The following is a 13,337-nucleotide window of genomic DNA, read 5'->3' on the forward strand; positions in this document are numbered from 1 at the left end:
CCCTTTCAGCTGTCCGGGCACGTCAGGGTCCGCGACTCGGGCAGGTCGCGGACGATCCAGGACCGCTCCGCCGCGATCCGCGTCTCCCCGACCGCGTACCGGTCGGGCACCTGCTGCCCGCGCGCGATGCCGACCAGGAGGCGGGCGCCGGTGCGGATCCGGGCGTCGGCGCCGGAGTCGAGGAGGAACTCCACCTCCTCGGCGGTCTTCGCCGGTTTGTAGGCGCGGGTCACCCGCAGGGTGACGCGTTCCTGGCCGGAGTCCGCGAGCTGCCGCACGCCGGTCACCGTGCCCTCGACGACCAGCCGGGCACAGGCGAGGTAGCCGGGGCCGCCGGCCTGCTCGTTGCCGCCCACGCCCACCGAACTCGTCGCGCTGCCCGCGGCCTTGTCGGCACTGGCACCGCTCGACATGGCGGCCGAGCCGCCGTTCGCCGCGAGCCAGCCGATGCCGAACACGGCCCCGGCGAACGCGGCTGCGAGGCCACCGGCGAGACCGAGGGCGCGGACACCGGGGTACTGCCAGGGGCGACGGCGGCCGGCCGGGCGGGGCTCCGGGCGGGGCTCCGGCCGCGGGGGGGACGCGGCGAGGGTGTCGCCGATGATCCCGAGGTGCTCGCGCAGCAGCGCCACGTCGGCGACGGCCGCCCGGTGCTCGGCCAGGAAGGCGGGGTCGGCGCGCTGCTCGGCGGTGAGCGGCCCGTCGGCGAGGACCGCGGCCAGCGCCGCGTCCAGGGTCGTGGACAGGGGCGCGGACAGGGGCTCCGGCAGGGCCTCCGGCAGGGCGTCGGTGCCGTCCGGCTCGCCCGGGTCGCCGTCGTGTCCGGCGGGCTTGTGTTCGGCGGACATGGTCACACCACCTCGTCCTCGTGCAGGCGGGCGCGCAGGGCCCGTACCGCCGTGTGCAGCCGGCTCTTGACCGTGCCCTCGGGGATGCCGAGCTCCCCGGCTATGTCGCGTACCGGCAGGTCGGCGTAGAAGCGCAGGACGAGGATCTGGCGCTGGGCGTCCGGCAGCTCGTCCAGACCGCGGGCGACGGCGACGGAGAGCAGTTTGCTGTCCTCGCCGGAGGCGGGATCGGGCTGGCGGAGGGAGGCCAGCCGTTCGCCGAGGCGTTCCTGGCGGCGCTTGGCCCGGTGCCAGTCCATGGCGAGCCGGGAGGCGACGACCGCCGCCCACGCCGACACGTCCCGGGGCGCCTCCTGGCCGCTCGCGGCCCGCTCCAGCAACCGCAGGCGGACCTGCTGTACCCCGTCCAGCAGGTCCGCCTGCGGTACGCCGCCCAGCGCGAGCACCGCCCGCACCCGGCGCTCCTGGTCCGCGTCCAGAGGATCACCGTGCTGGTCCCCCTGGGCGCGGCGGGCCTTTCTGCGCAGCACAACCCACCCCCTCACCGCGTTTCTCCTACGACGCCGCAGCCCCCGGAAACGTTCGCCCCGGTTCCCGGAAATCTTCCGCACGGTGTCCCCGGGGGCCTCCGAGGCGTACGTCACACCGGCGCGCGGCGCAGCACAGCTTGCGGTACGACGGCCAAGCGGAGGTAATTTCTGCAGCTCAGCGGGGTTACGGACGGGAGTTCCGCGGGCCGGGTGGTCCGGTCGGTGGGCATGGCGTGCAAAGAATTGGACAGGTTGGCCCTGGTCGGCCGCATGATGGAAAGGCCGTAGACACACGTCAACGTATGCAGAGGGAGTCGCTGTGAGGGTCGGAATCGTCGGAGCCACCGGTCAGGTCGGCACGGTCATGCGCAGGATCCTCGCGGAGCGGAACTTCCCCACCACGGAGCTGCGCCTGTTCGCCTCGGCCCGTTCGGCCGGGACCGTGCTCGACGGTGTGACGGTGGAGGACGCGGCGACCGCCGACTACTCGGGCCTGGACATCGTGCTGTTCTCGGCGGGCGGGGCGACCTCGAAGGCGCTCGCGGAGAAGGTCGCCGCCCAGGGTGCCGTCGTGATCGACAACTCCTCCGCCTGGCGCAAGGACCCCGAGGTCCCGCTGGTCGTCTCCGAGGTGAACCCGCACGCGATCGCCGACCGCCCGAAGGGCATCGTCGCCAACCCGAACTGCACGACCATGGCCGCGATGCCGGTCCTGAAGGTGCTGGACGCGGAGGCGGGCCTCGAAGCGCTGGTCGCCACCACCTACCAGGCCGTGTCCGGCTCCGGGCTCGCGGGCGTCGCGGAGCTGCACGGGCAGGTGCAGAAGGTCGCCGCCGACGCGGAGAAGCTCACCCACGACGGCACGGCGGTCGACTTCCCCGAGCCGCAGGTCTACAAGCGGCCCATCGCCTTCAACGTGCTCCCCTTCGCCGGCAACCTCGTCGACGACGGTCTGAACGAGACCGACGAGGAGCAGAAGCTGCGCCACGAGTCCCGCAAGATCCTGGAGCTCCCCGGGCTGAAGGTCTCCGGCACCTGCGTGCGCGTCCCGGTGTTCTCCGGGCACTCCCTCCAGATCAACGCCCGGTTCGCCCGGCCGATCTCCCCGGAGCGGGCGACCGAGCTGCTGTCCGACGCGCCCGGCGTCGAGCTGTCCGACATCCCGACCCCGCTGCAGGCGGCCGGGCAGGACCCGTCGTACGTCGGCCGGATCCGGCGGGACGAGACGGTGGAGAACGGGCTCGCGCTGTTCGTCTCCAACGACAACCTCCGCAAGGGGGCTGCGCTGAACGCCGTGCAGATCGCGGAGCTGGTGGCAGAGGAGCTGTCGGGGAAGTAAGGCCGCCCAACGGGGTGCCACGGTCTGCCGTCGTGCGGCCGCGGCACCGTCGTGGCTGGTCGCGCCCCGCGGCGGAGCCGCTGATCGACACAGCCCCGCGCCCCTACGGGGCTCGGAAATCTCGCGGGTTTTCCCTCGTCGCCCTCCTCCCGTGTCCCGTGGAAGGATGGCGCAACCCACACATAACGAGGAGATGACCGCGTGCCTGGCACAAACCTGACTCGCGAAGAGGCGCAGCAGCGGGCGAAGCTGCTCACCGTTGACTCGTACGAGATCGATCTCGACCTCTCCGGCGCGCAGGAGGGCGGTACCTACCGGTCCGTGACCACGGTGCGCTTCGACGTCGCCGAATCCGGCGCCGGATCCTTCATCGACCTGGTGGCCCCCGCGGTCCACGAGGTCACCCTGAACGGTGATCCGCTGGACGCCGCGGAGGTCTTCGCGGACTCCCGGATCGCGCTGCCGGGCCTGCTGGCGGGGCGCAACGTCCTGCGGGTGGTCGCGGACTGCGCGTACACCAACACGGGCGAGGGTCTGCACCGGTTCGTCGACCCGGTCGACGAGCAGGCGTACCTGTACACCCAGTTCGAGGTGCCGGACGCCCGCCGGGTCTTCGCCTCCTTCGAGCAGCCGGACCTGAAGGCGACCTTCCAGTTCACGGTCAAGGCGCCCACCGGCTGGACGGTCATCTCGAACTCGCCGACGCCCGAGCCCAAGGACGACACCTGGGTCTTCGAGCCGACGCCGCGCATCTCGTCGTACATCACCGCCCTGATCGTGGGCCCGTACCACTCGGTGCACAGCGTGTACGAGAAGGACGGGCAGAGCGTGCCGCTCGGCATCTACTGCCGGCCGTCGCTGGCCGAGTTCCTCGACTCGGACGCGATCTTCGAGGTGACCCGGCAGGGCTTCGACTGGTTCCAGGAGAAGTTCGACTACGCGTACCCGTTCACCAAGTACGACCAGCTGTTCGTGCCGGAGTTCAACGCGGGCGCGATGGAGAACGCGGGCGCGGTGACCATCCGCGACCAGTACGTCTTCCGGTCCAAGGTGACCGACGCGGCGTACGAGACGCGCGCCGAGACCATCCTGCACGAGCTGGCCCACATGTGGTTCGGCGACCTGGTCACCATGGAGTGGTGGAACGACCTGTGGCTGAACGAGTCGTTCGCCACCTACACCTCCATCGCCTGCCAGGCGTACGCGCCCGGCTCGCGCTGGCCGCACTCGTGGACGACGTTCGCCAACTCCATGAAGACCTGGGCGTACCGGCAGGACCAGCTGCCCTCCACGCACCCGATCATGGCCGAGATCCGCGACCTCGACGACGTCCTCGTCAACTTCGACGGCATCACGTACGCCAAGGGCGCGAGTGTGCTGAAGCAGCTCGTCGCGTACGTCGGCACGGACGAGTTCTTCACGGGCGTGCAGGCGTACTTCAAGCGGCACGCGTTCGGCAACACGCGCCTGTCCGACCTGCTGGGCGCCTTGGAGGAGACCTCCGGGCGTGACCTGAGCACCTGGTCGCAGAAGTGGCTGCAGACCGCGGGCATCAACATCCTGCGTCCGGAGGTGGAGACGGACGCCGACGGTGTCGTCACCTCCTTCGCCATCCGCCAGGAGGCCCCGGCGCTTCCGGCCGGTGCCAAGGGCGAGCCGACGCTGCGTCCGCACCGGATCGCGATCGGCCTGTACGAGCTCTCCGCCCCGGAGACAGGCACCGCGACCGGCAAGCTGGTGCGCACCGACCGGATCGAGCTGGACGTGGACGGCGAGCTGACGGCCGTACCGCAGCTGACCGGCCGCGCCCGTCCCGCGGTGTTCCTGCTCAACGACGACGACCTGTCGTACGCCAAGGTCCGCCTCGACGAGGAGTCCCTGCACTTCGTCACCGAGCACCTCGGCGACTTCGAGTCCTCGCTGCCGCGCGCGCTGTGCTGGGCGTCGGCCTGGGACATGACCCGGGACGCGGAACTCCCCACCCGTGAGTACCTGTCGCTGGTGCTGTCCGGCATCGGCAAGGAGTCCGACATCGGTGTCGTGCAGTCCCTGCAGCGGCAGGTGAAGCTCGCCATCGAGCTGTACGCCGACCCGACCGCCCGCGAGGCGCTGCTCACCCGCTGGACCGACGCGACGCTCGCCCACCTGCGGGCCGCCGCTCCGGCGAGCGACCACCAGCTGGCCTGGGCCCGGGCCTTCGCGGCCACCGCCCGCACCCCGGAGCAGCTGGACCTCCTGGACGGCCTGCTGGAGGGCACCCACACCATCGAGGGTCTGGCCGTCGACACCGAGCTGCGCTGGGCGTTCGTGGAGCGGCTGGCGGCGGTCGGCCGCTTCGACGAGACGGAGATCGCGGGCGAGTACGAGCGGGACCGGACGGCCGCCGGTGAGCGGCACGCGGCCACCGCCCGCGCCGCCCGCCCGACCGAGGAGGCGAAGGCGGAGGCCTGGGCGTCGGTCATCGACTCCGACAAGCTGCCGAACGCCGTGCAGGAGGCGGTGATCGGCGGCTTCGTCCAGACCGACCAGCGTGAGCTGCTGGCGCCGTACACCGAGAAGTACTTCGAGATCCTGAAGTCGGTGTGGGACTCCCGCTCGCACGAGATCGCCCAGCAGATCGCGGTCGGCCTCTACCCGTCCCTCCAGGTCTCCCAGGAGACCCTCACCAGGACGGACACCTGGCTGGCCTCGGCCGGTCCGAACGCGGCCCTGGCCCGGCTCGTCTCGGAGTCCCGCGCGGGCGTCGAGCGCGCCCTGAAGGCCCAGGCGGCGGACGCGGCGGCCCAGTAGGCGGTACCTCCGGGTGCCTCCCGGTACCTCTCGTCGGGGCGTTCGGTGGGTCTCCACCGGGCGCCCCGCTCTATGCGCGAAGTACCCATCACCCAGGACGAGTTGAGTATCCGTGCTCACGCCCGGGGCGGTCGCGCGTTGCGAGGATCGACGCAACGGCGCGGCAGAGAGCGCCGGTACGTTCGGCCCGGACAGCCCGAGCCGGCCTGAGCCCGTTACGGAGAACTCGCCATGTCCCGTCGTATCGCCCTGTCCGTGGTCGCCGGCGTCGTCGTGCTCGGAGGTGCCGGGGCCTTCGCCCTCGCCTACGCCGGCGACCAGGACCCGGCGCCCGCGCTGGCGCACAGCACCGCCCGCTACACCGCCCCGGAGGCCGGCCGGGACGGCTCGTTCTCCTTCACCACCGAGGTCAGCGCCCCCTCCGGGGTCAAGAGCCTGAAGGTGCTGGCCTGGCCGGAGAAGTCCGAGTTCGCCAAGAAGCACCTGACCGCCAAGGAGATGACCGAGGTCGAGTCGGCGACCTGCACGCCGGCCGGCGGCAACACCGTCCGGTGCGTGTACAAGGACACGATGTCCGCCGCCGACGTCGCGTCGTCCGTGCACGGCACCTGGCACGTCGCCGTGCTCGCCACGGCGAAGGACGGGCACACCACCTTCGACACCCAGGCCGCGCACTTCACCGTCGGCTGAGCCGGTCACCCGACGTGGGTGGCCAGCGCCTTCTCGACGTCCGGCGCCTGGGCGTCCTCGCCCGCCCAGGCCACGTACCCGTCGGGGCGCACCAGGACGGTCGTACGACGGTCGCTCGCCCAGCGGGCCACGGTCAGGCGGTCCGCACGTTCCGTACCCGGGTCGTAGGGGCCCTGGGTGATCAGCACGAACCGGCCGCCGCGCAGGGCTTCGTAGAGCCGGCCGCCGCCTGCCGTCGCGAGGTCGGGGACGCGGGTGCCGGTGAGGCGGTGCGCGCCCCTGGGGGCGGGGTACCGGTAGCCGATGCCGGTGATCTGGCCGACCGCCTTGCGGCGGGCCGGGGCGAGGTGGTCGAGTGCGGTGGTGAGCGCGGCCCGCACGGGCAGCTGCCAGCCCTTGGCCATCGCGAGGCGGACGATCGCGCCGCTGCTGCGCAGGACCGTCCGGCCGACGGGGTGCCGTTCGCTCTGGTAGGTGTCGAGCAGCTCCGGGACGGCGTGGCCGTGCAGCACGGCGGCGAGCTTCCAGCTGAGGTTGGCCGCGTCCTGGAGACCGGTGTTCATGCCCTGTCCGCCGGCCGGGGTGTGCACGTGGGCCGCGTCGCCTGCCAGGAAGACCCGGCCGACCCGGTAGCTGGGCGCCTGGCGCTCGTCGCTGTGGAAGCGGGACATCCAGCGGGCGTCGTGCATCCCGTAGTCCCGGCCCAGGGCGAGGCGGGTGATCTCCTTGACCTCGTCGAGGTCCACCGGCTCGTGGTCGGGGACGTCCCGGCCGCGGTGCCAGCAGATGACCCGGTAGTAGCCGTCGTCGAACGGGGCCAGGAACGCGAACGCGTCGCCGACCGCGGCGGCCGTCAGCAGCGTCGCGGGCTTCTCGGCGAGCAGCACGTCGGCGAGGACCACGGACCGGATCGCCGACCTGCCCGGGAACGGCAGTCCGACCGCCTCCCGCACCACACTGCGCATGCCGTCGGTGCCGACGACGTACGCGGCGCGCAGGTCCTCCCCGCCCCTGACGTGGACCGTCACACCGTCCGCGTCCTGGGTCAGGCCGGTCACCTCGTGGTCGTGCCGGAAGTCGACGCCCGCCTCGACGGCGCGGCGCTCCAGCACCTTCTCCACCTCGTACTGCGGCAGGACGAGGACGTGGTTGAAGCGGGAGGGCAGGGCGCCGAGGTCCAGGGTGAGCCCGTCGAAGAGATTCAACCGGGTGATGGGCCGGCCGACGGCCTCCAGCTCGTCGGCGAGTCCCCGAGCGTCGAGCTGCTCCAGGGCACGGGCGTGCAGGACGAAGGCGCGGGAGAGGTTGCTGATCCGGTGGGGGCGCTTTTCGAGGACGGTGACCGGGATGCCCGCGGCGGCCAGGTCACCGGCGAGGAGCAGGCCGGTGGGGCCGGAGCCGACGACGATCACGCGGGCGGTCCCGCCGGTGGTCCCCGGGGCGGGGGTGCCGTTCATGCCGGTCGAGCCGGTCGTGCCGTTCATGGTGGCCTCCTGGATGCCTGCTCTCGTTTGCCAACACCTGATGACCAACACTTGTTGGCCAACGCTTGTTGACAAGCCTAGAGGCGCACCCATTTCGCAGTCAACACTTGTTGGCCTACAGATGTTGGCCTACGCTCGTTGGCATGACCGGCACTCCCAGTAGAAACACCGGCCCGGGGAACGGCCCGGCGGCGCGCCGCTCCGACGCCAGCCGCTCCGCCATCCTGGCCGCCGCCCGCGAACGCTTCGCCGCCGACGGCTACGAGCGCGCCACCATCCGCGCCATCGCCAAGGACGCCCGCATCGACCCCTCGATGGTGATGCGCTACTTCGGCAGCAAGGACGGCCTCTTCGCGGCGGCCGTCACGCTCGACCTGCGGATGGCCGACGTGTCCCAGGTGCCGCTTGCCGAGGTCGGCCGGGCGCTGGTGAGCCACTTCCTGGACATCTGGGAGGCGAACGAGGAACTGACCGCGGTACTGCGGGTCGCCGTCACCAACAGGGCGGGGACCGAACGCCTGCAGGACATCTTCCGGGAGCAGGTGGTGCCGGTGGCGGCGCGGGTGTGCCCGGACCCCGAGCAGGTGGTGACGCGGGCGGGGCTGTGCGCCGCGCAGCTGCTGGGGCTCGCGCTGACCCGTTACGTGCTGCGGCTGCCGCCGGTCGTGGCGCTGGCGCGCGAGGAGATCATGGCGTGGCTCGGGCCGACCGTGCAGCGGTACCTGACCGCGCCGAGCCCGTGAGAGACGCGCCGAGGGCGCCGGTCGGCTCCCGTACGTGCGGTACGTACGGAAGGCGACCGGCGCCCTCGGCGGAACAGGAGCAGGGGGCTCGGGGCCCTCGGGTCTACGCCTTGGCCTTCGGCTTGATGACCCGGACCTTGGACTTGTCCAGGACCATCACCAGGCCCGCGATGACCGCGAACAGCACGAGCGGGGCCAGGACGTAGAGACCCAGCGTCTGGACGACGCTCAGGCCCTTGCCGGGGTCGTCACCGTCGTCACGCGTGAGCGCGAGGGCGGGCGACGACATGAGCAGCATCATCAGCGTCGTACCGGCAGCCAGGGCGCCGGCGCGCAGGGCGTTCTTCTTGTCCACGAAGCCAAAGTTAGCTGGCCCATCCGGGTGGCGCGCGTCCGGGGTACCCGTAAGCCGTCCTTGCCCGGCGCACGGGAGGATCTCCGGAAAAAGGTGACGTGAACTGTCACCTTTGGCGGGCACCGTGGTGCCATGGACAAGAACATGGACAAGGGCAGGGACAGGGGCAGGGGCATCAGCACCCAGGAGACCGGCGGCCCGCTCGCCGGGCGGATCGCGCTCGTCGCCGGGGCGACCCGCGGGGCCGGACGCGCCCTCGCCGTCGAACTCGGCCGCGCCGGCGCCACCGTCTACGTCACCGGCCGCACCACCCGCGAGCGTGCCAGCGAGGTCGGCCGGACCACGGAGACCATCGAGGAGACCGGGGAACTGGTCACCGCGGCCGGGGGCACCGGCATCGCGGTCCCGACCGACCACCTGGAGCCCGACCGGGTCCGGGCACTCGTCGAGCGGATCGGCCGCGAACAGGGGCGGCTCGACATCCTCGTCAACGACCTCTGGGGCGGCGAGCACCTGCTCGTCGGCTCCGTCTTCGGCAAGAAGAGCTGGGAGACACCGCTCGCCGACGGACTGCGCATCCTGGACCTCGGCGTGCGCTCGCACCTGATCACCGCGGCACTCGTCCTCCCGCTCCTGGTCCGCTCGGACGCGCCGCTGCACGTGGAGGTCACCGACGGCACGGCGGTCACCAACCGCCGCTACCGCGAGAACCTCTACTACGACCTCGCCAAGAACGCCCCCATCCGCATCGCCTTCGGGCTGGGTCAGGAACTGGCGGAGTACGGCGGCACGGCGGTCGCCGTCACGCCGGGCTTCCTGCGCTCGGAGCAGATGCTCGCCCATTTCGGCGTGACCGAGGAGAACTGGCGCGACGCCGTCGCCCAGGACCCGCACTTCGCCGTCGCCGAGTCGCCGCACTACCTCGCCCGCGCGGTCGCCGCGCTCGCCGCCGACCCGGACCGGGCCGCCCGCTGGAACGGAAGGTCCACCTCCAGCGCGGAGCTCGCCAGGATCTACGGCGTACGGGACGTGGACGGCAGCAGGCCGGACGCCCTGGCGTACTTCGAGGACGTCCTGTACGGCGGGAAGGACGGCACGCCGGACGACTACCGCTGATCGCCGTACACGGCGGCGAGGGCCCGCGCGTGTTCGCGGAAGCGGGCCCGCAGGCCCGCCGGGGCCAGCACCTCCACGTCCGCGCCCAGCCCGGTCAGCTGGCCGAAGGCGACGTCCTCCGACTCCACCGGCAGGTCGAGCGTGACCCGCCCGGCGGCGTCCGGCGCGGTCGCGGACCCGGACGCCAGCGCGACGGCCACACCGGCCGGGTCCGCCACGGCGGGCAGCCGGCGCAGGCCGCGTCCGGTCAGCCGCACGGTGACGGTCGTGCGCAGCAGCGCCCGGGCGAACCCGGCGGCGTGCGCCTGCCAGTGCGCGGCCAGGTCGAAGGACGGGTCGCGGACGAAGGGTTCGCCGGCACCGGGAGCGGGGGCGAGCGCCGTGACGCGGTCGACGCGGTAGGTGCGCCAGGCGCCGTCCCCGGCGCTCCCGCCCTCCCCGGCGTTCCCGTCGTTCCCGCCGTCCCCGCCGGGCCGTTCGGCCGGGATCCGGCCCACGACGTACCAGACCCCCGCTTTCAGGACGAGCCCGTACGGCTCCAGCAGGCGGGTCACCGTGCGGGGCGGCGCGCCGTCCCGGCCCGGCCGCGCGTAGTCCAGTTCGACGGTGCGGTCGGCCCACACGGCGCGGGCCAGCTCCGGCAGCAGCTCCGGCGTGGTCGGCTCGCGGAACCAGGCCGGGGCGTCCAGGTGGAAGCGGCGCACCGAGGACTCGGCCGCCGCGCGCAGCGAGGGGAGCAAGGTGGCCGACAGCTTCAGCCGGGCGGTGTCCGCCGCGTCCGACAGGCCCAGATCGCGCAGGGCGGTGGGCAGACCGGAGAGGTAGAGCGTCTCCGCCTCGGTGGGATGCAGCGTGGTGAGCCGGGTCCGGTGCCCCGGTGCCAGGCGGTAGCCGCCCGCCCGGCCGCGCTCGGACCGGATGGGGACGCCCGCCTCCTGCAGCGCCTGGGCGTCACGGATCACCGTGCGCCGGGAGACGTCCAGCTCGCGGGCGAGGGCGTCGGCGGTCAGTCCGGGGCTCGACTGGACGAGGAGCGCCATACGGATCAGGCGGGCGGCACGCATGGTTCAAGGATCGTGGACCGGCGCCCCGAACGGACCACGCCCCGGCTCCCGGCTCCCGGTGCTCGGCCGCCTGACGCCAGGGGGCCGAGCGCCGGGAGGGAGCCGGCCCGTCGTCACCGTCACCCCGTGGACGGGCCGTCCGTGTGCAGGGTCCGGAACAGTGCCCGTACCCGTTCGGAGGCCGTCAGCTCCTCCAGGGTCACCGGGCGGCCCTTCGTGTCGGCGATCGGGAGGCGCCAGTTCGGGTACTGGTCCCAGGTGCCGGGGAGGTTCTGGGGGCGGCGGTCGCCGACGGTGTCCGGGAGCCAGACGCCGATCATGCGGGCCGGGGTGCGGAGCAGGAAGCGGTGGACGGCCCGGATCTCGGCCTCCTCGTCGCCGGACTCGGAGGCGGCGAGCAGGCCCAGGCGGGTGAGCAGGGCCAGCCACTCCGCGGTGTCGGCCGCCGCTTCGGCGCGTTCCTCGGCGAGCGGGCGGGTGAGCAGGCCGAGGCGGTCGCGGAGTTCGACGTGTTCGCCGGTGAGGCGGGCGGCGGTGGGCGGCAGGTCGTGGGTGGTGGCGGTGGCGAGGCAGTCGGCGCGCCAGCGTTCCGGGGGCAGCGGGCGGCTGTCGCCCTCCCAGTCCCGTTCGAACCAGAGCACGGACGTGCCGAGCACCCCGTGCCGCTGGAGCGTCTCGCGCACCCCCGGCTCCACCGTGCCGAGGTCCTCCCCGATCACCACCGCTCCGGCCCGGGTCGCCTCCAGGGCCAGCAGGGCGAGCATGGCCTCGGCGTCGTAGCGGACGTAGGTGCCCTCCGTCGGCGGCCGGCCCTCGGGCACCCACCAGAGCCGGAACAGGCCCATCACGTGGTCGATGCGCAGGGCGCCCGCGTACCGGAAGAGGGCGCGCAGGAGATCGCGGAAGGGGGCGTGGCCGGAGGCGGCCAGGCGGTCCGGGCGCCAGGGCGGCAGGCCCCAGTCCTGGCCGCGGGCGTTGAAGGCGTCGGGCGGGGCGCCGACGGACATCCCGGCGGCGAAGTGGTCCTGCTGGGCCCAGGCGTCGGCGCCCGCGGGGTGCACGCCGACGGCGAGGTCGTGCACGATCCCGATGGGCATCCCGGCCTCGCGGGCGGCGCGCTGGGCGGCGGTGAGCTGGGTGACGGTGAGCCAGGCGAGGCGGGAGTGGAAGCCGACGCGGTCGGCCAGCTCGGCGCGGGCGCGGGCGGTCTCCGGGGAGCGGGGGTCGCGCAGCGCCCCGGGCCACCGGTGCCAGTCGGAGCCGTGCCGCTCGGCGAGCGCGTACCAGGTGGCGTGGTCCTCCAGGGCCTGGCCCTCCGCGGCGCGGAAGGCGTCGTAGGCGGCCTGCCGGTCGGGGGCGAGCGGGGCGGCGGCGGCCGTCTCCAGTGCCTCCCGCTTCAGCTCCCACACGGCGTCCCGGTCGATGAGGGCGCCCTGGTCGAGGACGGCGGAGCGCAGGTGTCCGGCGCGGTCGGCGAGGGCGGGGATGGCGGTGTACTCGGGGACGGTCTCCGGTCGCAGGTGGACCGGGTCGGGGAAGCGGCGGGAGGAGGGCCGGTAGGGGGACGGGTCGGTCGGGGCGCCGGGTACGGCCGCGTGCAACGGGTTGACCTGCACGAATCCGGCGCCCGCGGTGCGTCCGGCCCAGTCGGCCAGCCCGGCGAGGTCGCCGAGGTCGCCCATGCCCCAGGAGCGGCGGGACAGCAGCGAGTAGAGCTGGACGAGGATGCCGTACGAGCGGCCGGCGGGGGCGGGCAGCCGTTCGGGGGCGACGACCAGGTGGGCGCGGGCGGTGCGGCCGTCGGGTGCGGAGGCGGTCAGCAGGTGGACCCCGAGCGGCAGACCCGCCACGCCGTCCCGGGTCTGCCCGTCCTCCGTCCGCACCTCCAGGCGGGTGCCGGCGGGCAGGCCGAGGGCGGGCTCGCCGGTGCCCGCCCAGTGGACGACGGTCGGCGGCAGCAGCCGTTCGGCGAGCTCCCGCTCGCGGTCGGCGAGGGCGTCGCGGACCGTCTCCGGGCTGCTCGCGTCGACGCCCAGGGCGCCCAGCGCGGCGGTCACGGCACCGGCGGAGGCGGTGACCGTACGGTCCGGGGCGGGGCGGTAGGAGGTGGCGACGCCGTGCAGCTCAGCGAGCCGGCGCAGCCATGGGTCCAGGGCTTCGTTCATCTACAACCCCGGCTCGCTGGTCAGCGGGACCACCTCGGCCAGCGGAGGTTCGCTGGTGAGGGGCTCGGCGTCGGGCAGCGGCGGCTCACTGGTCAGCGGGGCCTCGGCGCAGGCGCTCTCGGCGCTGAACACGCTCAGGTGGAACTCCTCCTCGGTCTCCACCGGGGGTTTGAACTGGGCCGGGATCGGATGATGAACCGTTGCGGCCACGGC

General features: G+C 73.3%; 12 protein-coding genes. 5 read left to right on the plus strand and 7 right to left on the minus strand.

What is annotated here, in order from left to right; translation table 11 throughout:
* Window positions 1–5: 5 nt before the first annotated feature.
* Both AB0D74_RS09740 and AB0D74_RS09745 read right to left on the minus strand, forming a co-directional pair.
* Window positions 6–848, minus strand: coding sequence for a hypothetical protein (locus AB0D74_RS09740; RefSeq protein WP_362582442.1), 843 nt, complete (start codon window positions 846–848; stop codon window positions 6–8).
* A gap of 2 nt (window positions 849–850) precedes the next feature.
* A complete protein-coding gene (locus tag AB0D74_RS09745) occupies window positions 851–1,378 on the minus strand; it encodes a sigma-70 family RNA polymerase sigma factor (protein ID WP_362582445.1) in 528 nt (175 codons plus the stop codon).
* A 319-nt stretch (window positions 1,379–1,697) separates the two neighbouring features.
* On the opposite strand from AB0D74_RS09745, the gene AB0D74_RS09750 reads away from it, so the two are divergent.
* The 3 genes from AB0D74_RS09750 (at window position 1,698) to AB0D74_RS09760 (ending at window position 6,197) form a co-directional block, all read left to right on the plus strand.
* Window positions 1,698–2,717, plus strand: a complete 1,020-nt coding sequence (locus AB0D74_RS09750) for an aspartate-semialdehyde dehydrogenase (protein ID WP_362582448.1) — start codon at window positions 1,698–1,700, stop codon at window positions 2,715–2,717.
* Between the two features lie 201 nt (window positions 2,718–2,918).
* Window positions 2,919–5,507: an aminopeptidase N gene (gene pepN, locus AB0D74_RS09755; RefSeq protein WP_362582451.1), complete on the plus strand. Its 2,589-nt coding sequence runs from the start codon at window positions 2,919–2,921 to the stop codon at window positions 5,505–5,507.
* A gap of 231 nt (window positions 5,508–5,738) precedes the next feature.
* Window positions 5,739–6,197 carry a DUF5707 domain-containing protein gene (locus tag AB0D74_RS09760; protein ID WP_362582454.1) on the plus strand — a complete coding sequence of 153 codons (459 nt, stop codon included), beginning with the start codon at window positions 5,739–5,741 and terminating at the stop codon, window positions 6,195–6,197.
* A gap of 5 nt (window positions 6,198–6,202) precedes the next feature.
* Here AB0D74_RS09760 and AB0D74_RS09765 read toward each other — a convergent pair whose 3' ends face one another.
* Window positions 6,203–7,654: an FAD-dependent monooxygenase gene (locus tag AB0D74_RS09765; RefSeq protein WP_362583068.1), complete on the minus strand. Its 1,452-nt coding sequence runs from the start codon at window positions 7,652–7,654 to the stop codon at window positions 6,203–6,205.
* Between the two features lie 170 nt (window positions 7,655–7,824).
* Between AB0D74_RS09765 and AB0D74_RS09770 the strand changes: the two genes are divergently transcribed.
* Window positions 7,825–8,424, plus strand: a complete 600-nt coding sequence (locus tag AB0D74_RS09770; RefSeq protein WP_362582457.1) for a TetR family transcriptional regulator — start codon at window positions 7,825–7,827, stop codon at window positions 8,422–8,424.
* A 103-nt stretch (window positions 8,425–8,527) separates the two neighbouring features.
* Here AB0D74_RS09770 and AB0D74_RS09775 read toward each other — a convergent pair whose 3' ends face one another.
* A complete protein-coding gene (locus tag AB0D74_RS09775) occupies window positions 8,528–8,779 on the minus strand; it encodes a hypothetical protein (protein ID WP_362582460.1) in 252 nt (83 codons plus the stop codon).
* A gap of 144 nt (window positions 8,780–8,923) precedes the next feature.
* On the opposite strand from AB0D74_RS09775, the gene AB0D74_RS09780 reads away from it, so the two are divergent.
* The gene (locus AB0D74_RS09780) at window positions 8,924–9,895 is read left to right on the plus strand and encodes an SDR family oxidoreductase (protein WP_362583071.1); all 972 of its coding nucleotides are present in this window, start codon (window positions 8,924–8,926) and stop codon (window positions 9,893–9,895) included.
* Here the strand turns inward: AB0D74_RS09780 and AB0D74_RS09785 are convergent.
* From AB0D74_RS09785 to AB0D74_RS09795, 3 genes are all read right to left on the minus strand, one after another.
* Window positions 9,886–10,959: a WYL domain-containing protein gene (locus tag AB0D74_RS09785; RefSeq protein ID WP_362582463.1), complete on the minus strand. Its 1,074-nt coding sequence runs from the start codon at window positions 10,957–10,959 to the stop codon at window positions 9,886–9,888. The two genes, AB0D74_RS09780 and AB0D74_RS09785, sit on opposite strands and share 10 nt — an antisense overlap.
* 119 nt (window positions 10,960–11,078) lie before the next feature.
* Window positions 11,079–13,124 carry a 4-alpha-glucanotransferase gene (gene malQ / locus AB0D74_RS09790; protein ID WP_362582466.1) on the minus strand — a complete coding sequence of 682 codons (2,046 nt, stop codon included), beginning with the start codon at window positions 13,122–13,124 and terminating at the stop codon, window positions 11,079–11,081.
* Entirely contained in the window at window positions 13,125–13,310 is a 186-nt protein-coding gene (locus tag AB0D74_RS09795; RefSeq protein ID WP_362583075.1) for a hypothetical protein, read from the minus strand.
* Window positions 13,311–13,337 lie beyond the last annotated feature (27 nt).

Origin of the sequence: Streptomyces sp. NPDC048278 (genome assembly GCF_040652195.1) — a bacterium.
Classification (GTDB): Bacteria; Actinomycetota; Actinomycetes; order Streptomycetales; family Streptomycetaceae; genus Streptomyces.

Excerpts from the sequence above, each read along its gene's own strand:
- AB0D74_RS09780 (WP_362583071.1), top strand. The coding sequence starts at position 8,924 with ATGGACAAGGGCAGGGACAGGGGCAGGGGCATCAGCACCCAGGAGACC.
- AB0D74_RS09740 (WP_362582442.1), bottom strand. The coding sequence starts at position 848 with ATGTCCGCCGAACACAAGCCCGCCGGACACGACGGCGACCCGGGCGAG.
- AB0D74_RS09785 (WP_362582463.1), bottom strand. The coding sequence starts at position 10,959 with ATGCGTGCCGCCCGCCTGATCCGTATGGCGCTCCTCGTCCAGTCGAGC.
- AB0D74_RS09765 (WP_362583068.1), bottom strand. The coding sequence starts at position 7,654 with ATGAACGGCACCCCCGCCCCGGGGACCACCGGCGGGACCGCCCGCGTG.
- AB0D74_RS09760 (WP_362582454.1), top strand. The coding sequence starts at position 5,739 with ATGTCCCGTCGTATCGCCCTGTCCGTGGTCGCCGGCGTCGTCGTGCTC.
- malQ (WP_362582466.1), bottom strand. The coding sequence starts at position 13,124 with ATGAACGAAGCCCTGGACCCATGGCTGCGCCGGCTCGCTGAGCTGCAC.
- AB0D74_RS09770 (WP_362582457.1), top strand. The coding sequence starts at position 7,825 with ATGACCGGCACTCCCAGTAGAAACACCGGCCCGGGGAACGGCCCGGCG.